The sequence below is a fragment of the Paenibacillus sp. JT22N1 genome (assembly GCF_059692155.1).
Window position 1 is genome coordinate 337,557 of the sequence record NZ_JCAUAW010000007.1, and the last position, 24,239, is coordinate 361,795.

Genomic DNA, 24,239 nt, shown 5'->3' on the forward strand with positions numbered 1-24,239 from the left:
TCATTCCTCCTTTCTCTGGTCTAAATGTTCTTTTATTTTCTTAAATATACTGCTGTAAGTGTATTTTTGACTGACTGAATATGTTCTTTTAGCGGCTATTGAATAGACATCAGAGTCGTGAAAAACTAATTTAATTTTTTTCAAAAACTCTTCCTCAGAATTTGCATAAAGTGGATAATCATGACCATATAACTGTTCATGTTGAACATTTCTATTCATAATAACCGGCTTTCCGTATAAACCAAATTCGAGTATTTTGGTGGATAATTGCAAGGAATCATTCAATATCTCATCCCTCCATGACACTCCGACATCACATTTTCTTATCAAAGTTTGAACCTCCTCCCTACTCTTTCCTGCTTTCCAGACAATATTTTTTGAAGAGTTTAAAATGCTCCTCAAATTACTTCCATAATCAACGGTGTACGGATTATTATGAATTTTATCTCCCACTACATAAAAAGTAATAGAGGAGTCACCCAATTTATTAAAAGCATGAAACATATCAGGTATCTTCCATAATGGCGCAAATTTCCCAGCATAGATCAATCTATTGTTTTTATTCTTAAAATTAACTTTTTTTTGATAATCAGTAATCATTGGAGGAAGCTCTATAAATTTATCCTTTCGGAGTAAATCTGGGTTACTTCTCTTTATTATTGATTCCAAATGATACCTTAATAACGGAGTTTGACAAACAATTTTACCCCCTTTTTTTAACAAGAAATTCAAATATTCAATGTGTTCTTCTTTTACATCTTCCATTTTTTCTGGAAAATCTTCAATGTAAACCCAAGCACGATTAGCAAGATCCGTTTTCTTAGCAATATACTCAGACAATTCGTATCCCCTTACTAAAAATAAATCATAATGCCTTTGTTTATCCAAAAGCTTAATGATCTCTGTTGCTTGTAATATAGAGATGCGTTTTTGTTTCAAGAAATTTGGGGTTTGAAGAAAGGGCAGTTTTGCAAATGGAAATGGGTCTGACCAAGGATTAATGATGATTACATTTTTTTTGTTAACGATCCCTTTGATTAGAAGATCCCGGGTCAATGATTGATAGAGCAGCAATGTAACGTGAATATTGGGATCCTGTGCCAGCATTTCTACGACAGAGGTTAGCCAAATGGTCGACCCATCTATTAAATTCAAATTTATATCGGAGTAAACTAAAATATTCAAGATTATGCCCCTCCATTATCATTTAATGGTTTACCTTACTCAGATAAGAAGTGGGAATCTTATCATGAAAGGAGTAAAGGTTGGCTATAAAATGAGTGGGATTTGTTGCGAATGATTTTATTTTAGGTTGTTGTAATTGCTTACGTGCTTTCTCAGGTTGGAATAAACTTGACAAAGAGATGCCAAGCTTTTTAAATTTCATGGTCTTGTATACGCATGCATCATTTCTAACATTAGTGATGAATGAATAAGGAAAATGGACGTTTACCAAATTGACATTTGAAAGGTCGGCGTTAAAATAGCTGCCTTTTCCTACAACATCTGCCTTTGAATAGACTAAAGCGTGAACCAGATCCATTAGAAAATAGGGGCCATAATAGTTATGGGGAGCGAAAAAAGCGATATAATCGGCATTTTCCATCCTCTTATAAAATTGTTTCCTATCATATGTGACCGTAACCATTGAACTGTCTTCTTCAGTTAAGATCACGTGGGGAAAATTGAGCTTGTCACAATAAATGGTCAAGTGTTTTGATTTCCATGTTTGATTTTTAAAAGACTCATATACACACTTTGCTTCCTTTTCACTCTTCACACAACTGAATGCATTTACGTTTATTTCATAGGGTATTCCCACATTTAGGCCTATTTTCACCGCAATTTCATAAAGTCTATGTGCTATAGTATGCTTTTCAAAAATCACTCTAATCCCCATTAGCTCTTTTTGAAGTCTCCACTTTTCATCGCATAGGGTCTTATTTATCGTTTCTTTAATCACTAACGGATCCGTCGGCATTTGAATACACTGACCGAACATATCCTCAACCCCTACTGAATAAGTACTAATGACAGAAGTTCCACATGCTAACAATTCGAATATTCTTCTTGAAAACATGGTTTTGGAATTCTTTACGGAATTTACATTTAAAAAGATTTTATATACCTTATAAAAATCAACCAATTCTTTATATGGCAACCGTCCCACAATATAGGAATGGAAACGTTCAGGGAACTTAAATTCCCCTCCTTTTGACCCGAAATTTCGATCATATATTTCTAATCCAAATTCAGATGCCGCTTCCAAGAGTACTTCAATATCCTGACGCCTTTCAGGATGACGATTGGCATAATAAGAACCAGCAAAACAAATAGGCTTCGTTTTATATTTATTGATCGATATGGGATTGTGAATTCGCGGCTGTGCTGCAAACGGCAGAGCAAATACCCGATCATGTCCAGCATGTATTTTGTACTTTTGAACACAATTTATATCTGTTGTAAATATATAATCGAATTTTTTTGCGGTTTCTATAAACCTTTCGAAATGTACAGGATCTTCCTTATTCCAAAAAATTGAAGGTATCTGCTTCTTACGACACCATGACAATAGATGATCAAGTTCATCTCCCTGAGGAGAGCTATACCTGGCAATATTATATTGCCAAGTACCACTGTTCCCATGCCAGGCCGACTCAACCAAGAGAAAATCAGGTCTCTCCCTCTTCATCATCTCCCTCCAAAGGAGAGGTGTAACAGGTATTAAATGACAATCCGGGCTAAACGATTCGAAAGAAAATTCATCTAAAATACAGGCGATTTTTAAATCGGACACTGATCGTTTCATTCATGACCCTCCATTACAAAGTCCTGTTACTTACTTCCCTACTATCCGATGACAGGGATATAGTTTTCACCTAAATATCTTTCCTCTGTTTTTGTCTTACCGTACCATTCTTTAAAGGTCAGGACTTGAATTTCCGAATCCTCTGAAATGTAATTCAGCAAGCGCTCAAATGAGCGGACTTCCTTCTCATCCTCCCCATAGATCTCACAATATTTTTCACCTGCAAATTTTGACACACCTCTATATAGCGCAGAAGGATCATTTGGTTGATGTAATGGCTTTAATTTCATCTTGATTAAGGAAAAACTGTGCAAAAACAAATTTAACATTCTTAAATTATGATTTTTTGCCTGCCTAATAACCTCTATAAGTTCCTCAAAGGTTAGCCAATCAACATCAAACTTAGAATCTGAATAGCCCCCATTACTTTGTAAAACCCTTACATAGGATACGGGAATTTCAATAGTATTATTATAGGATGCAATTTTATTAATGGTAAAAAACCGCTCCAATTTATTATTTTTATTATTGTAAAAAAGGGAAGAGTCAATAGGGATTCCTAGCTGACTTAAAGCATTTAAAGTATGTTCATTCAAAGCATACGCACCGCCTCGATGGGCAATGGGTCGGGTCCTAGTCCATTCCAAGATGAGATTTCTCCCATACTCTATAATTTCGACTTGTTCCTTGAATGAGTAGTTATAAATGCATTTATTATAAAAATCTAAATTTTTATTTGGTTCTGTATGCAGTTCAACGGCATGGCCTCTTTGGTGGATTTCCTTGCCAATCGTCTCCAATACTCCAGGCGCATAATTAACATGGCTATAGACATCAAGAAAAAAATTCCCTTTAAAGTGGTATTTATCCATTATGTCCATCATTTTATAGATTCCCGGCTGATTTTTAATCCCTTCGCCTGTAATGAGTCGTGGGCTGTCGAAATAAGCGTCCTCCGTATCGATTGTGATAAAAATAGTTAGCAAAGGTACTTCTCCTTTCCATTCCTATACTTATAAAATCGAGTCAGATTGAAACAATATCTTTATAACTTTCAGGATGATGAGCTAACTCCAATCGGCCAAGATTCCAATTCCCCGAAAACATTGCTTCGTTTGCTTCGTTTAGAATAAATGTATAATTATATTTATCTGCCGAATAAATCCTGAATCCTTTTTGATAGCAATATTTCATGAAATGAAAATGATCGGAAAGGTTATCGGGAAACTTGATATGATCAAATATTTTCTTTTTTACAATCATGGCTGAACCGCATACGAATTCTACATACTTATTCTCTTGATGAGGATTACAAATCAAAGTAGTGTCTTTATTTTCGATGTGCGCATAAAATGTGTTTTTACCGACGATATCTGCATCTGTATAAGTAAAAGCGTGCATTAAATCGGTCAGGTAATTGGGGCCATAATAATGGTTTTCATTGAAGATCGCTATAAAGTTAAATTGGCTCTGTTTGACAGCCCGATTTAAACACTCTCCCGCAGATTCTACCGGGGATACGTGTTTTATTGAAACGTTATCGTACTTCTTCACCATTTTCTTCAGGCCTGATTCTGACACTGTCCCGTTGGAAACAACAATGAATTCTTTCTTTTTCCAAGCTTGACTCGTAAAATATTCAAGCAATCGGACGAGATGAGTCCGACTATTTGCATAGGCTATGACAGAAACCCCTTCGATCAAATCTTCAGTCCGATTCATCTCTATTTTTTCCAGGATAAGGTTGAATCTGTGCCGATACGTATGTTGGCTGAGTACGGCTCTGATACCCTGAATACTTAATTTCCCACTTAGTTCTGCCTCATTTATAAGTTTAGCGAGATGATCTGTTGTTCCGGATTGGGAACATGTAATCGGAACAATACTTTTGAAAATCTCTTCTATTCCCTGTGAATAAGTACTGAGGACATTTGTTCCGCATGCCAAAAGTTCGAACACTCTCCTTGAGAACATGGTGGGACTATTTTTAACGGTATTCACGTTTAAAAACACCTTATACAGTTTATATGCTTTAACCATTTCCTTATAATCCAACGTTCCAACCACATAAGATCGATATTTATCAGGGAAACTGCTATTGCCTTTCGAATATTTCCTGTCAAAAATATGCAAACCATACTCTATTGCCGGATCAAGCAAAATCGCCATGTCTTGTTTTCTTTCTAAGTGTTTGTTACTATACCATCGACCTGCAAACGCAACATTTTCTTTATCGACGGAAGAAAGGCCAACCGGATTATGAAGTGCCGGCTGTGCTGCAAACGGTAAATGATACACGTTTGGATTTCCCGTATCTCTCTTATACCAACTGATACAATTTGCATCCGTCGTAAAAATGTAGTCGAATAATCGGGCTGAATCAATAAAATGCTGATAATTGGGATAGTCCTCTTTATTCCAAAAAACGGTTTTAATTTTGTTTCTTTTGCAATAATTAACCAAGTCCGTAATGGGATGGTTCACCTTCGGTTTCATTCCTGCCAATTGCTCTCTCCATGTTCCGCCTATTCCCGACCAGGCAGATTCAACCAAAAGAAAGGATGGATTGATTTCTGCTAACTGTTTCTTCCAGGTATCAGGCCTTAGCTGAACCAATGAGCATTCATATTTGAGACATTCGTAACTAAACGTATCAAGTATACAGGCGACCTGCAGATCTGATTTATTACACGTGTGAAAACTGTGGTCGAGTTGATGAATTTTATTCCTTATTTCCTGTATGTCCATGCCTATCATCCTATCATCCGGCTGATTTAAATCTTCCTCATTCCAAATCTCCATGGTTCCATCCCTGCCATTTCGGCGGGATTCCTAATTTGCTAGTTGTATATCCGGACTCCTGTAGACAACGAACATTTAACATGTTTCTCGTATCAAAAATTTGTGGCGTTCGCATTTCGTCTTTGATGGAATCGAAGTCAATCTCTTTAAACGCACTATGGTCCGTTAACAATACTAAACAATCTGAACCACGAACAGCTTCTTGTAAGGTTTGAGCTTTATCTTCCATGTCTTGTTTAATGTAGGGATCATACAGTTTAAGCTTAAATCCTTTTTTCCTCAGCTCATCTCCAATGACGAGGGAAGGACTCTCCCGCATGTCATCGATATCCCCCTTGAACGCGATCCCAAGCAAAGTAACGACAGGTTCCGAGATATCCTGTACCAACTGTTCAATTCTACGAACTACGTGATAAGGTACACCATCGTTAATGATTCGGGATAATGTAATTAACATAGCTTCAGTGGGTGCTTTTTCAGCGATAAACCAAGGATCAACAGCAATACAATGACCTCCGACACCTGGGCCGGGCTTATGAAGGTGAACCCTAGGATGTGAATTAGCCAATCTGATCGCTTCCCATATGTCAAACCCAATCCGCTCAGCAATTTGTGCCAGCTCATTGGCCAAAGCAATATTTACATCCCGGTACGTGTTCTCCATCAATTTAACCATTTCGGCCGTAGTGGCGTCGGTAACATGAATAGTCCCTTTTACAAAACATTTGTATAGATCTGCGCACTTTTGACTTGATAGGGGATTAATCCCCCCAACGATCCGATCATTGGAAACCATTTCCTCAAACAACTTTCCCGGCATGATCCGTTCAGGTGAATAACTGACAAACAGCTCGGTGCCGATGGCCAAGTTCGATTGTTTCAACACGGGAACCAGTACAGTTTCAACGGTTTTAGGCGGGACAGTAGATTCAAGAACAACTAAATTTCCTTTTTTTAAATAGGGAACGATGACTTCGGCTGCCTTGGCGACATATGATAATTCAGCGTTTTTTTTTGTTGTGATTGGGGTTTGAACCGTAATAATAAAGGCATCTGCTTCTTCGGGCTCCATAGATACTGTAAATGTTCCTTGATTCATTGCATATAGCATTGCTTCATCCAGACCAGGCTCATGAAAATGAGGCTGCTTGTTCCTTAATTTGTTGATAACGGTGGGATTCACGTCTACACCATGAACCTTTAAACCACTATTTGCAAACATCACCGCTGTAGGTAAACCGATATATCCCAATCCCAACACACATAGTTTCACTCAGTTCGCCTCTTTTCCTGCGTAGAATTGTAGTTCTGCCAAGTTTGATACATAGTATGAAGTGTCGTTTAGTTTAGCAACGGGCATCTATTCTTAATGGGTCTGAAAATGGACGGACCTTCTTTTTCGCAGAGATCAAATTGTAGTTATCGATTATGGAAACTTCAAAAAAGAGAATCTAACTCTAATGAGTCAACTCGATGACCTCTCCTTGGTACCTAACATCGATATTTCCGACGCCCATCGGAATCTAGAGATCGGTCATACCTGGTACAATCCCCAAGTGTGGCGTACGCGCGTTAATACCGAATGTATATATTTACTGCTGAACCACTGTTTCGAAACCTTAAACCCTCTCCGCGTCCAAATAAAAACGGATTTAGGGAACGAACGCTACCAGTAAGTAGCACTTCCTCGTGATTTACCTGCATTTCCTACATCAAATTCATCCAAAAAACACCTTATTGAACCCATTTAAGCGAAATTAGCTGCACATTTTACAGGTAATTCCCCAAAAAGGATGTTAACTCAAATTTTTGATGCACAAATTGCATCTAATATGGTTTTGAACATCACGCAACTGGCTGCCAGCCTTGTCCCAATTATCATTTCTGGGCAGAACAAAAAACAGTTCGGAAACACCTCATTGAGGTGCACCGAACTGCTAATTCATAACGATTTATTCGTGGTGTGCATCATGTGTCTCACGCTGGTTGCGGCGACGGGCCACACCGGATTCATAGGCAGCTTCCATAACCGCTTCTCTTACCTTCTCAACAACAGCCGTGTTGAACACACTTGGAATAATGTAATATTCGTTCAATTCATCTTCATTCACTACCGATGCAATGGCTTTGGCTGCGGCCAGCTTCATTTCTTGCGTGATACGTGAAGCACGGCAATCCAGCACACCGCGGAAAATCCCAGGGAAGCAAAGAACATTATTAATTTGATTCGGGTAATCCGACCGGCCGGTTGCCATCACACGAACATAAGGTTCAGCTTCTTCCGGCGTAATTTCCGGTGTTGGGTTTGCCATCGCGAACACGATCGGATCCGTGCCCATTCTCTTCACATCATCTGCCTTAAGTACACCTGGCCCGGATAAACCAATGAAAATATCAGCACCTGATATAACATCAGACAGTAGTCCTTTTTGTAAAAATGGATTCGTATTGGCTGCATACCATTCCCAAGCCGAATTCGTATAGCTATCTCCGCGTACGATTGCGCCTTGTCGATCTACACCGATAACATTTGTAACACCGGCAGCTAACAGCATCTTCGTACAGGCAATCCCTGCAGCTCCAATACCCGTGATAACTACTTTACAATCTTCCAAATTCTTGCCCACGAGCTTAACAGCATTGAGAAGCCCTGCTAGAATAACTACCGCCGTTCCATGTTGATCGTCGTGAAACACAGGAATATCGAGTTCATTGATTAATCTTTCCTCAATCTCAAAACAACGCGGCGATGAAATATCTTCTAAATTAATACCACCGAATGTTGGTGCAATCGCTTTGACCGTACGAATAATTTCTTCAGTATCTTGGGTGTCCAAACAAATCGGGAACGCATCTACACCCGCCATCTGCTTGAACAGCATGGCCTTCCCTTCCATCACCGGCATCGCCGCTTCCGGACCAATATTTCCCAAACCGAGGACCGCTGTACCATCCGACACAACAGCAACCGTATTCCGTTTTATCGTTAATGAGTGTGCTTTAGAAGGGTCTTCATGAATTGCCATACAAACCCGAGCAACCCCCGGTGTATATACACGGGATAGGTCGTCCCGATTTTTAATAGGCATTTTCGGAGTCACTTCGATCTTGCCGCCCAAATGCATGAGAAACGTTTGGTCTGAAACGTTAATTAAACGGACGCCAGGAATATCCTTCAACACTTTAGTTATGGATTCCGTATGTTCAGGGTCGCTTACTTTTACCGTAATATCGCGCGTTGTTGTTGTTTTACTAGCTCGTGTTACGTCAATCGCGACAATATCGCCGCCTGCTTCACCTATAGCTGTAGCAATTTTCCCAAAAGTGACCAATTCTTTATGTATTTCCAAACGCACAATAACGCTTGTACCTCCACCATTTAACCCCGCCATAATAAGGATCACTCCTAAGAAGATAATTAATTGACCATCATGTTAGATCATAACCTACAATGTCAATCCTGCCAAAAATCATATTTATCGTTTGCGGCAATCATTTAACATGCCTAAGATAGCAACGCCGCAGCGAATCTCCTCCTCGGTTAGATGTGAAAAACCGAAGATTGCCCCAGCTCGCTCTGGGGGGAGGCCGTAAGCCGCTGCGTCGCTCCACGAGACGCCAACTTCACGGCATGCAGCTGCATAGGAGGCATAGCTGCAGGGGTCACCCCGCCACCAGCCGAACAGATGCAGCCCGCTATCACTCTCCACCCACTCGAAGAGGGTGGAGAGCTGCTCCTGCAGCAGCGCTTGCAGGAGCAAGAACTTGCTCGCGTACACCCGCCGCATACGGCGCAGGTGTCGCTCGTAGCCGCCGCTCACCATGAAAGCGGCGAGCGAGCGCTGTTCGAGCAGCCCCGAAGGGTGCGGCTCATAAAGCCGCTTCGCAGCCACAAAAGCGTCAAGCAGCGCCTCCGGCAGCACGACGTACCCGATGCGCAGCTCCTGCAGCATCGTTTTGGAGAAGGTGCCGATGTACACCACTCGGCCCTCTTCTTGGTCTAGCACCTTGAGCGGCTCAATCGGCCGCCCGCGGTGCCTGAACTCGCTGTCATAATCGTCTTCGACTATGACAGCGCCCTGCTCTTCCGCCCAGCTTAGGAGCTGCTGGCGGCGCTCTAAGCCCAGCACCGCTCCCGTAGGGAACTGGCGGCTGGGTGTCACGAACAGCAGCCGTGCGTTCCACGGCTGCGGGACAAGCCCTTGCCCGTCCACTGCCGCGTGGACGGGCACTCCGCCAGCCGCCAGCACAGCGCGGCTGACGCCTTGATACCCTGGACGCTCCAGGATGACTGGATCGCCTTCATTCACGAGCACCTGGGTCAGCAGCGCTATCGCTTGCATCGACCCGTTAACGATTACGATGCGCTCAGACGGCACATCGATCCCCCGCATTCGCCTCAGGTGCTGTGCGATCGCTTCGCGAAGCGCATAATGCCCCTCGGCGATGTAGGCCTCCTCCTGCGGCGACTCCGTCATCCTCCGCACCTGCTCGTACATCCCGCGGTTCCACAGCTCCCGCGGAAACTCATCCATTAGCGGTCGTCCCACCGCAAACGAAATCTTTCGCCCTTGCCCATGACCTTGTCCTTGTCCTTGCACTTGACCTTGTCCCTGCCCTTGCCCATGACCTTGTCCTTGTCCCTGCCCTTGCCCTTGACCTTGTCCCTGCAATTGTCCTTGTCCTTGTCCTTGACCTTGTCCCTGCCCTACCCAATCCCCATCAAGAACCCGTGTCCCCCAAGCCGATAGTCGTATCTCCTTCCTGCGAACATGCTCCTTCTTATCCTGCCCGCCGGCATAAACAACAAAAGTCCCTCTCCCTATATCAGCCTGCAAGTAGCCTTCAGCAATCAGCATCTCATACACCTGATTAACAGTTCCACGAGACAATCCAAACAAAGCTGCCAGTTCACGGCTCGACGGGAGCTTCGTATTTAACTTCAGTCTATTCGCAAGTATTTCATCATGAAGAGCATGATACAATGCGGCATACTTACTCGCATATTTCGTCCGATAGGAATGGTAGGGTAAATGAAACTCCATGCTTACACCTCCGATCATTATAGTAAAAATGCGTTATCCTGCAAATGAAGTAATCGATGAATAACTAGGACAATCTTCTGTAAAAATGATTCATCCTACGTTTGTTAGTTGCTTCAGCAATGATTAAGGGGAACCTGAGTGCACTATTTCTTGCAAAATGCTTGTTTTCATTCCCCAAAGGGAACGAGAATTAAGCTAGCACCATAAAATTGGTACACATAAATATAACAAAATTGGATCTTTTTATTACTCCACTTTTCTATTATGCTATCTAAAATCTCATAAATATGACCTTAAGACAAGGAGAACATTCCCAATGAATCTACAACCTCTTATTTTAGAAGGAGAGCGAGTCACCTTACTTCCTATGCAAAAATCCCATATAACCGGGCTACTAGAAGCAGCAGCCGACCCAAGCATTTGGGCATATATGACGCCGCTTCTTAATTCCGCAGATGTGGAGAAATTTGTTCACCAAGCACTAGAAGAACAACAGGCAGGACTAGGCATCCCTTATAGCGTCTACGACAAGCACACCGATGCTTTCGTCGGCAGCACACGTCTCTTCGATATCTCTGCCCAACATCGGAATCTGGAGATCGGTCATACCTGGTACAATTCCCAAGTGTGGCGTACACGCGTCAATACCGAATGTAAATATTTACTGCTGAACCACTGTTTCGAAACATTAAACCTTCTCCGCGTCCAACTAAAAACGGATCTACGGAACGAACGCTCCCAAACGGCTATCGCTCGATTAGGCGCCCAAAAAGAAGGAATTCTCCGTCAACATCGTATACTTCACGATGGCTATATACGGGACACCGTCATGTTTAGCATCCTCGATACCGAATGGCCTGAAGTTAAACAGCGATTAGAAGGTTTTTTAAATAAAGTTGGCGTGTAATCCATATCCAAAAACAATCCGAAAATATTTGTTTCGCGCAGTGACGTACACTTGTTAAAGTGGTATAATAACTGCAAAAAATGAATAGCTCATTGGAAGGAATGACCCACTCTTATGAATCCTCTGGCACGACAGTTAAACGAGACCCTGGAACGTGAAAATTCTCACGTGCATGACATGCTTTCTGCATTAGGTAGATCGATTTACTTCCCGAAAGAAGGCATTCTCAGCCAATCTGCTGAAGCAAAGGCCAAAGCCAAGAAATACAATGCTACTATCGGTATTGCTATCGAAAATGGTCAACCTATGCATCTGAAGGTCATTCAAGACACACTCTCCACCTACGCACCAAAAGATATATATGAATACGCACCACCTGCTGGTAAACCTGAACTTCGTACAGCGTGGCGTAAAAAAATGCTCGAGGAAAATCCCGAGATTGGCAGTAAACTGATCGGTAACCCGATTGTTACGAATGCCTTGACCCATGGTCTTAGCATTGCTGCTGACCTTTTCGCAGATGTTGGCGACGCAGTAATTATACCGGATAAAAACTGGGAAAATTATGAGCTCACCTTCGAAATCCGCCGCGGTGCCCAAATCGTGAATTACCCGTTATACAACGAGCAGCAAAAATTTAATGCAGCTGGACTTCGTGAAGCTCTTTTTGCTCAAAAGTCCAAAGGCAAAGCGATCGTTGTCTTGAACTTCCCGAACAACCCGACAGGCTATACACCAGGGGCTGAAGAGGGGAAAGAAATTACGGCTGCCATCAAAGATGCTGCTGAAGCAGGCATCAACGTTATCGTACTTACGGACGACGCTTACTTCGGTCTTTTCTTCGAAGGTTCCCTGCACGAGTCCTTATTCGGTCAATTGGCTGACATTCACCCGCGTGTGCTCGCTGTCAAAATCGACGGAGCCACCAAAGAAGAATACGTCTGGGGCTTCCGTGTAGGCTTCATTACGTATGCAGGCCAAAGCGAAGCACTTCTCAGCGCCTTGGAGCAGAAAACAATGGGTATCATCCGTGCGACCATTTCCAGCGGTCCTCACCCGTCTCAAACATTCGTGCTTCATGCGCTTAACTCTCCAGAGTTTGGTCAACAGAAACAAGAGAAATACGAGATCATGAAAGGCCGCGCTAACCGTACCAAGTCCATACTGGACAGTGGAAAGTTCGATGATGCATGGGGTTACTACCCCTTCAACTCCGGTTACTTCATGTGCTTGAAGCTCAAAACCGTTGATGCTGAAGCCTTACGTGTACACTTGCTGAATCAGCATGGTGTAGGGACGATCGCCCTCGGATCTACTGACCTCCGCGTTGCTTTCTCTTGTATTGAAGAAGGCAGCCTCGAGGAACTATTCAACCTCATTTATCAAAGCGTTAAAGAAATAGAAACCGTCTCTGCAAGCAAATAATATGAACAAAAAAGAGCCCTTCCTAACCTCAAGTTAGAGAGTGCTCTTTTTTGTTCTTCTCTTTTTGTATCCTTAGTATCCTCTTTCGTTACCAGGCACTGAACCTGGGCAAATAGAATGTTGATAAGCTAAGAGAATCTATCGATGGAACCGAAATGTTTGGCATGACTGTATGTTATACATCATCCGTTATAACACAAAAAAACCCTTAACTAGTAAGGTTTTTTTGCTTAAATAGGGATGCAGTCGGAGGGATTTGAACCCTCACGCCTTGTGAGCGCCACCCCCTCAAGATGGACACTCATATAGGGTATGTTCCGATCGAGTCTGATCTTCCTTGATAAATATGAGTTTTCACTGTTCGCATTCCGTTTTATTAGGCTCGTTTAGGATGTACTATGATAAATTTCGTCCCCAATATGCCCCCATATTTATGGTAACCTCACATTAATTGGAAAGTCCATCCCCTGTACACTTGGCGGTTTGCCCAGTTAACTCAAGGCTTACCTGCCTTTTTCAGTCTATGAAATTTGATTTACCAAAAATCACTCCAATACTTTATTTGTAAATCATTTAACAGCCAGTTTGGATTCCACCAATTTCGCATGGTCCAACAAGGTTTGCAGCGGAGTATCGAATTGGTACTCCAGAATGGATCGAAATGAATGCTTCATACTTACTGAATCGTACCCTCCCCTATGGGCTGATGCAGGTCGTCAATCCCATCGTTGTCATGCAGATGAACTGCGCTAAGCCGTGTGTCTAATCTGCGAAGCAGCTCTGGAGTATTCCAACCGTTAATATGAGCATGACCTATGTCAACCAAAGCGGATATCGTCGGTATTTCTTCGAAGAGTCTCACGAATTCAGCCTCGTCGAACAAGGCGAATTCACGAAATCCCACATTCTCTACGGCAAGGTCAATGCCGAGTTTCTTAGCGACCTCTCCCAATCGTTTCAGATTATCGATCGATCTCGCTTGCGACTGTTTCCGATTAAACAGCATTGTGGAATACAAGCTCGGATGCAGGACCATCTGCTCAGCTCCGATTCGAGCTGACCACTCCAGACACGCTTTGTACACCTCATAGGAGTATTGGCTGATGACCTCGAAGCGAGCAGACGCCAGGTTCAATTCCCATATTGGCGAATGGACACTAATCGGCCCTGAATAATCTTTGAACCGCAGGAATTCCTCATTCCAGTTGGTAGGCTCTTCCCAATTGGGCCATCCATTGGAATTTCCAGTCCGCCCGACCACTGATTCAATAATTCCTTGCAATCCTCAATCCGCTTCATATAAGGCAGTAGGTTGATCAATACAGTCATTGTATCCCTGCTTTCTTTGACAATAAATAATAGATTCTAAATGGAGTTTAGTTGATTCGGCGGTCATGATCTACTTACATCTTCATGCATGTTTAGCTAGTTCTTGGATTCAAAAAAATGGATAGCTATCCAAACGAAAGAAACCTCCACCCTTACCATCAAACCGTCTCACGACATATTGGTGGCGGTTGCTGATCCCACGCTGGAAGCTATATTAATGGGTGCGGTTCCGGACCAGGTTGTTGCCTGCATACATAATCAGGGTGGTGTTTGAAGTCGTATGATTAGGGGTATACGTTGGCGAAGCCCACGATTTTTACGGTTTGAATAAATCATAACCTAGAAACGAACTCAGCATGGCTTAACCGCCAACCGCACCGAATACCTTCAAAAATTTTCGCCGAGACATTTGTGTATCTCCCAGTTTTCGCTTCATACGAACCTCCTTGGATTAGTTTACATCGATCCGACAGTTTAAATAAAAATGGTCAACTTTCAGAAAGATTGTAACTTCTCAACACCTCCCTCCATCAGATAGAATTGAATTAGAATTACAACAAAGGAGCCCCACTATATGAACTTACTGGTGCACAAACTGCGGATGAATTCCTTGTTCATGAGAATGCTTGTCTACTTCTTTACTGTCATGGTATTGTTCTCATTATTTAACCTATGGTCATTTACAGTCTATAGCAAAAATGTAGACAATGAGATTGTAGCTTACAATCGCGCCATGATTAAGAATTCAGTCGATGGACTAGAGAATCAGTTCAAAATCTGGCGTGGACTCATGCTTAGCCTCCAGTTTGATGAACGTGTGCAGGCAATCGAGCGTCAAAGCTTGCAAGACGGTAAAGCTTCACTTGATTACACTATGGTCGCAAATACAATCCAGAATCTTCAGACGATGGTCTCTCAGCCCACGTATTTGTTCGAGAACGTCATGATCCTATACAAAAAACCGGGATTTTTGTTGGAGAAAGAGGCTTTGGTGGATGCAGACCGTATGTTCTCGCAATATTATGTGAACGAAATGTATCCCCTGTCCTACTGGTATCGCAAGGACGGCCTTACATCGGATCTGACCCCAGCCCCGAGCCGACCTTTTCGGGTTGGAATAAGTCAAACCCTAAAAACCTTAATGCCTGTTGAAATGAACTTGCCAAACAGCACCTATAGCATCATTGCTATGATTGATATGGAGAAATGGTTTAAGGCCAACCATAAAATTCAAGGCTCTTTGCAATTTATTCTTCATGCAAACGGTACCGTTATGTATCAATCTGACCAAAATTCTGAAATCATTCCTTCTTGGACTGGCAATTCCGATTGGCTCAAAGATCATGGAAAATATTTCTTTTTCGAAAAAGGCTCAGCAACCGGCTTTACTTATGTGACGGTCATTCCAACTTCACAATTAAATGCAAAAATTATACGTATGAACGAAATAGCATTGATATTATTCGTAGTTACTGTAACTCTTGCTCTATTAGCTTCCTGGTTGTTTAGCCACAACATCGATCGCCCAGTTAAACGGATCATGAAGGCGATGAAGCAATCGGAGACGGATTCCTTCCCCAGTCATATCCAGGAATTCAGTGCTATTCAGGATCATTTCCTGGGCTTGCTGCATGAAAAAAATCAGATTAGCCGGAAGCTTATGAGCAGCAGTTCGATGTTAATCCAATACAGCTACATAGTCCGGCTTAAAAATTTATCTCTAGACAGTCATCAAATTGGCGAAATGCCCGTCAAAGAAGGCAACTTCCAGATTGTTGTCTATCAATTACGATTTCGCCAGTCTGTGAAAAGCTCTTTTTCATCAGGTCAAATAGCTAAACGCATTCGGGACATGATTGGCAATGTCCTCATGTCCCAATTTTCTGACTCGACAACATTCCAGATGGAACACGACCAACTGCTCTCCGTAATTCATAACAATAACGAGCAGTCGGACGCGCTGCGGAATTGCTTCCAAGAGCTCAAGCAAATCTTTGATCAAGACACCCAGGATTATCTGGTTACAATTGCCATTAGCCCTCTAATTACTTCCTCGGAGCAATTCGATCAAGCTTATGTGGAAGCTCTGCGTCTCGTGTTACAATCCAGACCGCTTGAAGAGACGCAGATTTTGTGCGGCCATCCCGGTTCCGAGGATTTTGTAGGTTTCACGATGGATCAAGATCAAGAGTTTTACGTGCAATTGCAGACGGGCAATGAGATGGCTTGCCATCACTTGATCGACCGCGCCCTTGATGAAAAACTGACGCTCTTGACAACGTCTCGTCAAATCTACGCTTTTGCTGAGAATGTTCTCGTACGCACTAAGAAAACCATGGAACTACTCAAAATACCGATGCCCCAGTCTTTGGATAACTATTCCCAACAGATTTTGGAGTGCGTTACGCTGGAGCAATACAAACAACTTTTGAAAACGGCTATAAGCGAAGCGACACGGGCTGTTACTTTAAAACGGGAAGAAAGCTACGATCTGATTAACTATGTCATGGTCTTCCTTGAGAATCATTACCAGGAGGATATCTCACTGGACCTTCTTGCTTCCAAATTAAGCATGTCGCCGAGCTACCTCTCGGTGTACATTAAAGAAAATACCGGTAAAAACTTTATTGATCACCTGTACGGCATTCGTCTGAGCAAAGCCAAACAACTGCTGCTGGAATCCACGCTCACTATACAGGAGATTGGGGAGGCAATTGGGTACCGAAATGGCACCTCGTTCATCCGGATGTTCAAAAAAGAAACAGGACTGCCTCCGGGTGATTACAGAAAAACGATATTACGCAGTAATCCACAGATTAGTCATTAGCCTTTTACTGAGCCAATCAGAGCTCCCTTAACAAAATATTTCTGAATGAACGGGTATACCATCAAGATCGGAAGCGTAGCCACCATGATCGCCGCGTATTTCAAAGCAGTCTCGACGATGGTAATCTCGCCTGCAATCGGCCCTGAGCTGCTGGACGTCTCGCCGGAAAGGACAATGTTGCGCAAGATGATCTGGAGAGGGAATAAGTGCTGATCGCGCAAGTATAGGAGAGGTCCGATGAATCCATTCCATATCCCTACCGCATAGAATAAACCGATGGAGGCCAGAACTGGCTTGGACAGAGGCAGCACAATTCTGAACAGAATCCCAATGTCGGATAGACCGTCGATTCTACCGGACTCCTCCAACTCCTTCGGCATGCCCATGAAGAAAGTGCGCATAATCAGCAAGTTCCACGTCGAGACCAGACCAGGCAGCACCATGGACCAGATCGTATTGACCAAGTACAGCTGCTTGACTACCAGAAAGGTCGGGATCATACCTCCATTAAAAAACATGGTGAACACGACTAGCAGAATAAACGTCTTGTTCAACACCATTTCCCGCTTTGACAACGGGTACGCTCCAATTGCCGTCACCAGCAAACTGCACATCGTACCCAACATAGTATAGACCAGCGTATTCTTGTAGCCTGTCACGATCCTCCCGTCCTGGAAAACGTATCGATACATATCCAGATTTATTTCTTTCGGCCAGAGCCAGACTTCTCCTTGAGTAATTGGCCCTGCTCCGCTGAGTGAGATAGCCAGCATATAGAGAAATGGATACAAGCAGGCAATCATGACGCCTATCAGTAAAATCACATTCACATAGTCGAACCAAGTTCTTCCTTGCGCCATACCCTTTCCCCCTACCACAAACTGTTGTCGCTGATTCTCCTGCTAATCCAGTTCGCAGACAGAATGAAGCTGAAACTGATGATACCTGTGAATAAATCGATGGCTGTTGCGAAGCTATACCTTCCTTCTGACAGTCCCACACGATAGACGTAAGTGCTTATAATATCCGCTGTGCTGTAAACAACCGGAGTGGCTAGCAAATACACTTTTTCAAAGCCTATCTCAAGGATTTTTCCAATTTCGAGAAGCAGTATAATAATGATAGCCGGAGCAATACCCGGGAGTGTAATATGCCGGATCATCTTCCAACGGTTCGCTCCGTCGATTCGAGCGGCTTCGTATTGCTGAGGGTCTATAGCACTCAGAGCAGCCAAGTAAATGATGGTCCCCCAACCGATATGCTGCCAAATATCGCTGGATACATAAATCGTGCGAAACCAGGAGGACTCCACCATAAAATTAATCCGTGTGATCCCTATAAAATCCAACAAAGAATTAATCATTCCATTCCGTGGAGACAGGAACATCGTAACGATGCCGGCCACAATGACATTGGATATAAAATGCGGCATATAGCTGACGGTTTGCACGAAGCGTTTGAATATCGAATTACGTATTTCGTTGATCAGCAAGGCTAAGAGAATCGGTGCAGGAAAACCGAACAGCAGCTTGTAAACCCCCAATAAGAACGAGTTCCTTAGTACTGAGAAAAAGTCCGGACTTTGAATAAACAGTTGGAACCACTTAAAGCCCACCCAATTACTTTCCATGATACCTTTGTAGAGGTTATAATCCTTGAACGCTATAATAATTCCGAAAATGGGCACATATTTGAATATCAAATAATAAAGCAGACACGGCAAAAACAACAGCAGCAGATATTTATCGCGTTTTAGGTTGCGAACCCATGAATATGAGGCACGTATTGTCATAATCCCTCCGATTGCTAGCTTGTCATTCGGTTATAAGGAAAGCTCCTTCTCTTCAGGAATACCTGGTTTAAAGGAGCTTCCCCGAGTAACATTAAGTTATTTACCGTTCAAAAACTTTTGATTGCGCGCATATGCAGCCTTATTCACTTCCATTATTTTATCGACACCCAGCCGCTGAATTTCGGCTACGTATCCTGGCCACTCATCGAAGCTTTTTTGCCCCAATATAAACTTCGCAATTTGCTCATCCCGATATTTGGTTATCGCTGCATTGGTGGTGGTCAGGATTTCGTTTTCCGCTTCGGTATACGCTAAACGTGGCTGTAGCTTGGCTTCGTTCCCTTGTTGAATCTTTTTCAATGCATTGTTCATCTTGTCAGAATTCATATACGAATAAGCGTTCATATCTACAACTAAATGAGACCCATAAGTGGCAATACCGGTTTTGGTACGTATGTCTCCAAAATTGGCGAAATCCGGCTTGAATTTCCGTTTTCCGTTCTCTGTCGTATAGGTTTCGCCTTCTTTACCCCAAGTCGCCATATCGATGCCCTCAGGCGAATATAAGAAGTCGAGGTAACGGAGCGCAGCATCCTTGTTCTTGGATTTGGCGGCTACCGCAAATCCATTCGACAGCAGACCTCCATAAGCGTTGAATGATTTGCCATTGGCCCCGCCTTTAGGCGGCGTCATAAAATCAAGGCTGAAGTCCGCAGGCGACTTCTTGATGGTGACTGGAAGTTCGTCCATCGTTCCAACGTAATCACTGGCCATAAAGCCTTTGTTTTGTGCCATAAGATCGTTGAACTGATCTCGTTTCATTGCCATGAAGTCAGGAGGAATCAAACCTTCTTTGACAAACTTGTTAAGCGTCATCAACATACTCTTGAAACTGTCTTCGGTCGGACCATAGCGCCATTCATTCTTCTCATAATCCACATAGGAACCGTACCAAGTGTTGAATGCAGGGGCAATGTTTGTTACGGCAGTCAAATTATCGAAAATAGCCACAGGATAGCTATTGGGATACAGCTCCTTGAGCTTTTTGGATACGGTGTACATTTGATCCCAATCCGTAGGAGGGGTTAAGTTATTTTTCTTAAAGATATCGTCTCTGTACAACCAGGACCGTCGGGACCATTGCTCCAGGCCATAATGCGGCAGATAATAGCTCTTGCCGTCAGGTGAAAGGGTAGCCGCCTTGACCTCTGGATGCTGTTCGAGAAATTTTTTGTAATTCGGCATTTTGTCTAAGTTCTCAAAGTAGTTCAGCAGCGCGCCGCTGTTGCCGTTATTATTCGCTGCCGTAAGGCTGGGCATAATAAGCAGGTCAGGCATATCTCCTGAAGAAATGGCCAGATTCACTGCAGTGGTATAGTCGCCTGCCGGAACCGTAACCTTGAAATCAATGTTCGTCTTTTCCTTAATATACTTGTAGATGGGCCAGTCTTCTTTATATGGCCACAGCGGATGCTGAGTTGTCATCATTTTCAGCGTAACTAGCGGATTCGCCGCCGGCGTTTTCGTAGCGGTTGCAGGACTCTTAGCCTCCTCCTTTCCGCATGCTGCCATCATTCCTGCCATAACAACAATTAAGCCTAGTTTCGCAACCTTTGAACTTTTCCCCATTGCTTAACCCTCTCCTTAATATTCAGTTGCATTCGCTTACAGTTCAATTTTATATAACGGTTCTTGTTTAAACCACACACATTATCTCGAAAAGTTCTCTCGATTTTTGATTATAAAAAATAGGCAGTTATCAAATACACGGTAATCTCCAATAAACAACAAAAAATAAGGCAAGTTGGAATCAAACGTTCCCCTTGCCTTCTGTATATTAATGGCTCCCAATACGAAACGATCAGCAGCTTATTGCGCTGCGAATTGGAGAATTCGCAAAGCAGGTTTAGGATTGTTACAGGTCATCAAGGTCGCTCCGCAACCTAACGAATAATACACTTCTTTATCCGTGTCAGGACAATAACACCACGTCAACAGCCCCATGTCCTGAAACTCTTCAACTAGCTTCGGCGTCATCAGTGCCATACTGATCCCTATCGCCCACATTTTTGAATAGGTACCGCCATCACCGTATACGAAGTTTGACATACTTTCTGCGGGAAAACCCTGCGTTTTTAGCTTATACCTATCATGCATGTAAGCGATAATGTCTCCATCAAAACAGGTAAATACACATCGCGAAAGATAGCCATAGTCTGTAAGCATAGCGACGGCCTTATCTACAATTTCCCTAGCATCGACACCTTTTTTAATTTCTACGTTTAGTAAGAGCTCGGGATAGGGTCTAAGCAGTTCGCAAAGCTCTTCAAATGTAGGGATTTTAAGTCCCTCAAAACATGGACCAAACCATCCGCCTGCATCCATTTGCTTTAGCTCAGCCAGATTAAAATCACGAAGCTTGCCAGAGCCATTGGTAGTACGTTCAAGTGTCTCATCGTGGAACACCATAACTACGTGGTCTTTGGACATTCGCAAGTCAAACTCCAGCATATCTACCCCCAATTCCAATGCTTGTTGAAAGGCAAGGAGTGTATTTTCCGGATAGGCAGATTTATATCCTCTATGCCCGGCAACGATAATGTTCGGATCACTACATAAGCGTTCTATCATACAGACACATTCCTTCCTAGCATCCTGCATTCCTGCATTCCTACATTCCTACATTACTGATTGCTTATGCCGTATACACCGTGATGCCATAATCCTGAAACGGTTTGAGCTCTTGTTCAGGGGTTTCCTTCCCTGTTATAAGGGTATGAATTGAGCTATTGGAAACTACCGTATGAAGAGACAGTTTTCCTATTTTGCTGTCATCTGCAACAACTATGATTTCTCTTGCCGCTTTGATCATCCCCTGTTTAGTCGGAACGAGTAGAGCTTCTGGATGCATTAATCCATAATGAGGATCTATAGCGGGAGTGCCAATGAAAGCCTTCTCAACATGTAAAGATTTCAATACTTGATCTGTAAACATACCATTTAGCATATAACTGGAAGGGTACAGATCACCCCCAGTCAAAATAACTTTAATCCTTGCAGCATCTTTCAACTCCGCAGCTATATTGATGTCGTTCGTTACTACCGTAATATTGGATCGATGTACTAAATTTTTGGCAATATGCAAGGTTGTAGTCCCCGAATCGATGATAATGTGTTCACCATCCTCCACTAGACTAGCCGCCAACTTACCAATTCGCATCTTTTGATCCACACGTGTATTCGATCTTTCGTTGAAATTCGGCTCATCATGCGTCCATTGATCGATGGTGGCTCCGCCATGAGTCCTTTTGAGAAGACCCTCCTGCTCAAGATCCCCCAAATCACGTCGAATCGTCGCATCATGAACACCAAACTCTTGTGCAAGTACTGCAACAGTAGCAATCCGATATTGCCTTACATACTCAACAATCCGTAATTTCCTCTCTGCCGCTAACATAGGGACCCCCCTCTTGCGTAAATTCGTTCATATTCACGCAATTTCGTTATATTTTTGTTCATATATGCCCGTAAGATTACTTCAAAGCCTCTTACTTGTCAATATAAACTAAATAGACCTAAGGTTTCACGCTGGCCGTCACCGGAGATTACCAGTGAAAATCAAGCAAGGTTTTCTTGGGAGAAACAACAGAATGCCTCTCTCAGAGTCTCATGGACATCTTCCAGCATATTCAAGCGTTCCTCGTCGATTGGTGCTAGACAACGCAACAGGTGCTGGAAGGCGGGTTGGCGAGGTGGTCAGACTGACGCAGTTATTCCAGCGCTTTCAAGCTCATTTGGGATTCGAGGTTACCTTCTGCAACCCAGCCAGTGGGCATGAGAAAGGCAAAGTGGAGAACAAGGTCGGCTACGCAAGGCGGAACTATATTGTGCCGCTTCTTTCTGCGCCTTCGCTCCTAGAATGGAATGCAGAGTTGTTTCAAATTTGTACAAAACAAGAAGCCGAAAAAAGACTCGCCAAATTTGTTACAGAAATTGAAATCGGCGAATTCATCGCACCTCAGCAAATGTCTTTTAATATCTTTTACAGCCAATGGCTGGGATCAATAAACCTAAGGTTGTTCAAATGATATCGAATACTATTCAGAATTAGAAGCACAAGAGGTCACAATGGCTTTAAGCAAAGAACCATTAATGTGGAGAGTTTATTGTACTGCTGCTTTAGTCGGAGGTTTCAGAAGAGGAGAGTTAGTTGCTTCGGAGTGTCTGATGTTAATTTTGAAGAACAATCTATTTGGATCAACAAAAGCATTTCACTTACTAAAAACGGTCAAGCTGTTTTAGGAGAACCCAAGAGCAAAAGCTCTATTGGAAAAGTGGATATTTCGGAATGGTCTATTGAAATTATATCAAATTGAATGGGAAGAAAATAAAAAGAAGAAATGTTAGAGACTTATGGATAGGAGCAGAACATAGTTACGTATTTTACGGAGGTTTTGGCAAACCATTGTTTTTTACTTACCCCTCCGAATGGTGGCGAAGGTTTACTTAAAGACACAATTTAAAAAGAATTTCACTCCACGGTTTAAGACATACAACTGAACCATTTTACTTGAGAAACAAACCGATCTGAAAACAATTCAAGAACGGCTACGCCATGCTAATTTCGCGACCACTGTAAATATATATACCCATGTTACCCGGAAAATCAGCCACGAAGCTGCTAATAAATTCGATGGACTGAACAACTCGCGAAAAACTTTTCGTCCACAAGTACTTAAATGCAACATTTGTTTGAACCTTAATCAAGTAAGTAAAAATAATAAAAAGCCTTGATTTATCAAGGCTTTTTATCGGGATGCGGTCGGAGGGATTTGAACCCTCACGCCTTGTGAGCGCCACCCCCTCAAGATGGTGTGTCTGCCGTTCCACCACGACCGCATATGAAATTAGAAAACTGGGGATCTAGGATTTGAACCTAGGCATGACGGAGTCAAAGTCCGTTGCCTTACCGCTTGGCTAATCCCCATTATTGAAGGGAAAAGGGCGACCGATGGGACTTGAACCCACGAATGCTGGATCCACAAACCAGTGCGTTAACCCCTTCGCCACGATCGCCACAGTAGGGATTTATTCCCTGAAGACTAGATACGAAACTTACGTAAAGGTAGATCTCTTAGGTTTATTGGTTAAGCCCTCGACCGATTAGTATTCGTCAGCTGCATGCATTGCTGCACTTCCACCTCGAACCTATCAACCTCGTCGTCTACAAGGGGTCTTACATACTGGGAAATCTCATCTTGAGGGGGGCTTCGCGCTTAGATGCTTTCAGCGCTTATCCCCTC

17 protein-coding genes, 3 tRNA genes and 1 rRNA gene are annotated in these 24,239 nt (G+C 42.9%); 4 read left to right on the forward strand and 17 right to left on the reverse strand.

Features of this window, described 5'->3' with window-relative positions:
- The 7 genes from AC58UU_RS16480 to AC58UU_RS16510 form a co-directional block, all read right to left on the reverse strand.
- The gene (locus AC58UU_RS16480; RefSeq protein WP_497317304.1) at window positions 1-1,185 is read right to left on the reverse strand and encodes a glycosyltransferase family protein; all 1,185 of its coding nucleotides are present in this window, start codon (window positions 1,183-1,185) and stop codon (window positions 1-3) included.
- A 22-nt stretch (window positions 1,186-1,207) separates the two neighbouring features.
- The gene (locus AC58UU_RS16485) at window positions 1,208-2,809 is read right to left on the reverse strand and encodes a CgeB family protein (protein ID WP_497317305.1); all 1,602 of its coding nucleotides are present in this window, start codon (window positions 2,807-2,809) and stop codon (window positions 1,208-1,210) included.
- 41 nt (window positions 2,810-2,850) lie between these two features.
- Window positions 2,851-3,795, reverse strand: coding sequence for a polysaccharide deacetylase family protein (locus AC58UU_RS16490; protein ID WP_497317307.1), 945 nt, complete (start codon window positions 3,793-3,795; stop codon window positions 2,851-2,853).
- Window positions 3,796-3,835: 40 nt separating this feature from the next.
- Entirely contained in the window at window positions 3,836-5,293 is a 1,458-nt protein-coding gene (locus tag AC58UU_RS16495) for a glycosyltransferase family protein (protein ID WP_497317309.1), read from the reverse strand.
- A 301-nt stretch (window positions 5,294-5,594) separates the two neighbouring features.
- On the reverse strand, window positions 5,595-6,884 hold the full coding sequence (locus AC58UU_RS16500; RefSeq protein WP_497317311.1) for a nucleotide sugar dehydrogenase: 1,290 nt from the start codon (window positions 6,882-6,884) through the stop codon (window positions 5,595-5,597).
- Between the two features lie 679 nt (window positions 6,885-7,563).
- The gene (locus AC58UU_RS16505; RefSeq protein WP_497317313.1) at window positions 7,564-9,003 is read right to left on the reverse strand and encodes an NAD-dependent malic enzyme; all 1,440 of its coding nucleotides are present in this window, start codon (window positions 9,001-9,003) and stop codon (window positions 7,564-7,566) included.
- 84 nt (window positions 9,004-9,087) lie between these two features.
- Window positions 9,088-10,656, reverse strand: coding sequence for an aminotransferase-like domain-containing protein (locus AC58UU_RS16510; protein ID WP_497317315.1), 1,569 nt, complete (start codon window positions 10,654-10,656; stop codon window positions 9,088-9,090).
- Between the two features lie 316 nt (window positions 10,657-10,972).
- On the opposite strand from AC58UU_RS16510, the gene AC58UU_RS16515 reads away from it, so the two are divergent.
- Together AC58UU_RS16515 and AC58UU_RS16520 are read left to right on the forward strand one after the other, a co-directional pair.
- On the forward strand, window positions 10,973-11,563 hold the full coding sequence (locus AC58UU_RS16515; RefSeq protein WP_497317317.1) for a GNAT family N-acetyltransferase: 591 nt from the start codon (window positions 10,973-10,975) through the stop codon (window positions 11,561-11,563).
- 114 nt (window positions 11,564-11,677) lie between these two features.
- The gene (locus AC58UU_RS16520; protein WP_171647736.1) at window positions 11,678-12,988 is read left to right on the forward strand and encodes an aminotransferase class I/II-fold pyridoxal phosphate-dependent enzyme; all 1,311 of its coding nucleotides are present in this window, start codon (window positions 11,678-11,680) and stop codon (window positions 12,986-12,988) included.
- Window positions 12,989-13,664: 676 nt separating this feature from the next.
- On the opposite strand, the gene AC58UU_RS16525 is transcribed toward AC58UU_RS16520, so the two are convergent.
- Window positions 13,665-14,270 (reverse strand): sugar phosphate isomerase/epimerase family protein, encoded by a 606-nt coding sequence (locus tag AC58UU_RS16525; protein WP_497317319.1) that lies wholly within the window; start codon window positions 14,268-14,270, stop codon window positions 13,665-13,667.
- 621 nt (window positions 14,271-14,891) lie between these two features.
- Between AC58UU_RS16525 and AC58UU_RS16530 the strand changes: the two genes are divergently transcribed.
- On the forward strand, window positions 14,892-17,144 hold the full coding sequence (locus AC58UU_RS16530) for a helix-turn-helix domain-containing protein (protein ID WP_497317321.1): 2,253 nt from the start codon (window positions 14,892-14,894) through the stop codon (window positions 17,142-17,144).
- Here the strand turns inward: AC58UU_RS16530 and AC58UU_RS16535 are convergent.
- The 5 genes from AC58UU_RS16535 to AC58UU_RS16555 form a co-directional block, all read right to left on the reverse strand.
- Window positions 17,141-18,004 carry a carbohydrate ABC transporter permease gene (locus tag AC58UU_RS16535; RefSeq protein WP_497317323.1) on the reverse strand — a complete coding sequence of 288 codons (864 nt, stop codon included), beginning with the start codon at window positions 18,002-18,004 and terminating at the stop codon, window positions 17,141-17,143. The two genes, AC58UU_RS16530 and AC58UU_RS16535, sit on opposite strands and share 4 nt — an antisense overlap.
- An 11-nt stretch (window positions 18,005-18,015) precedes the next feature.
- The gene (locus AC58UU_RS16540) at window positions 18,016-18,936 is read right to left on the reverse strand and encodes an ABC transporter permease (protein ID WP_497317325.1); all 921 of its coding nucleotides are present in this window, start codon (window positions 18,934-18,936) and stop codon (window positions 18,016-18,018) included.
- A gap of 96 nt (window positions 18,937-19,032) precedes the next feature.
- Window positions 19,033-20,565 carry an extracellular solute-binding protein gene (locus AC58UU_RS16545; protein ID WP_497317327.1) on the reverse strand — a complete coding sequence of 511 codons (1,533 nt, stop codon included), beginning with the start codon at window positions 20,563-20,565 and terminating at the stop codon, window positions 19,033-19,035.
- A gap of 240 nt (window positions 20,566-20,805) precedes the next feature.
- A complete protein-coding gene (locus tag AC58UU_RS16550) occupies window positions 20,806-21,567 on the reverse strand; it encodes a glycerophosphodiester phosphodiesterase family protein (RefSeq protein ID WP_497317329.1) in 762 nt (253 codons plus the stop codon).
- A 64-nt stretch (window positions 21,568-21,631) separates the two neighbouring features.
- Window positions 21,632-22,393, reverse strand: a complete 762-nt coding sequence (locus AC58UU_RS16555) for a DeoR/GlpR family DNA-binding transcription regulator (RefSeq protein WP_497317331.1) — start codon at window positions 22,391-22,393, stop codon at window positions 21,632-21,634.
- Window positions 22,394-22,547: 154 nt separating this feature from the next.
- Between AC58UU_RS16555 and AC58UU_RS16560 the strand changes: the two genes are divergently transcribed.
- Window positions 22,548-23,024: a hypothetical protein gene (locus AC58UU_RS16560; RefSeq protein WP_497317333.1), complete on the forward strand. Its 477-nt coding sequence runs from the start codon at window positions 22,548-22,550 to the stop codon at window positions 23,022-23,024.
- Between the two features lie 729 nt (window positions 23,025-23,753).
- On the opposite strand, the gene AC58UU_RS16565 is transcribed toward AC58UU_RS16560, so the two are convergent.
- The 4 genes from AC58UU_RS16565 to AC58UU_RS16580 form a co-directional block, all read right to left on the reverse strand.
- Window positions 23,754-23,835, reverse strand: a tRNA-Leu gene (locus AC58UU_RS16565).
- A gap of 16 nt (window positions 23,836-23,851) precedes the next feature.
- Window positions 23,852-23,923: transfer RNA gene (locus AC58UU_RS16570), tRNA-Gln, on the reverse strand.
- 16 nt (window positions 23,924-23,939) lie between these two features.
- A tRNA-His gene (locus AC58UU_RS16575) sits at window positions 23,940-24,012 on the reverse strand.
- Window positions 24,013-24,079: 67 nt separating this feature from the next.
- Window positions 24,080-24,239 (reverse strand): 23S ribosomal RNA (locus AC58UU_RS16580); the annotation flags it as partial.

Bases quoted from the DNA above. Each gene is read 5' to 3' on its own strand.
- AC58UU_RS16485 (WP_497317305.1), bottom strand. From the start codon at position 2,809: ATGAAACGATCAGTGTCCGATTTAAAAATCGCCTGTATTTTAGATGAA.
- AC58UU_RS16540 (WP_497317325.1), bottom strand. From the start codon at position 18,936: ATGACAATACGTGCCTCATATTCATGGGTTCGCAACCTAAAACGCGAT.
- AC58UU_RS16545 (WP_497317327.1), bottom strand. From the start codon at position 20,565: ATGGGGAAAAGTTCAAAGGTTGCGAAACTAGGCTTAATTGTTGTTATG.
- AC58UU_RS16535 (WP_497317323.1), bottom strand. From the start codon at position 18,004: ATGGCGCAAGGAAGAACTTGGTTCGACTATGTGAATGTGATTTTACTG.
- AC58UU_RS16505 (WP_497317313.1), bottom strand. From the start codon at position 9,003: ATGGCGGGGTTAAATGGTGGAGGTACAAGCGTTATTGTGCGTTTGGAA.
- AC58UU_RS16530 (WP_497317321.1), top strand. From the start codon at position 14,892: ATGAACTTACTGGTGCACAAACTGCGGATGAATTCCTTGTTCATGAGA.
- AC58UU_RS16555 (WP_497317331.1), bottom strand. From the start codon at position 22,393: ATGTTAGCGGCAGAGAGGAAATTACGGATTGTTGAGTATGTAAGGCAA.
- AC58UU_RS16510 (WP_497317315.1), bottom strand. From the start codon at position 10,656: ATGGAGTTTCATTTACCCTACCATTCCTATCGGACGAAATATGCGAGT.
- AC58UU_RS16520 (WP_171647736.1), top strand. From the start codon at position 11,678: ATGAATCCTCTGGCACGACAGTTAAACGAGACCCTGGAACGTGAAAAT.
- AC58UU_RS16515 (WP_497317317.1), top strand. From the start codon at position 10,973: ATGAATCTACAACCTCTTATTTTAGAAGGAGAGCGAGTCACCTTACTT.
- AC58UU_RS16550 (WP_497317329.1), bottom strand. From the start codon at position 21,567: ATGATAGAACGCTTATGTAGTGATCCGAACATTATCGTTGCCGGGCAT.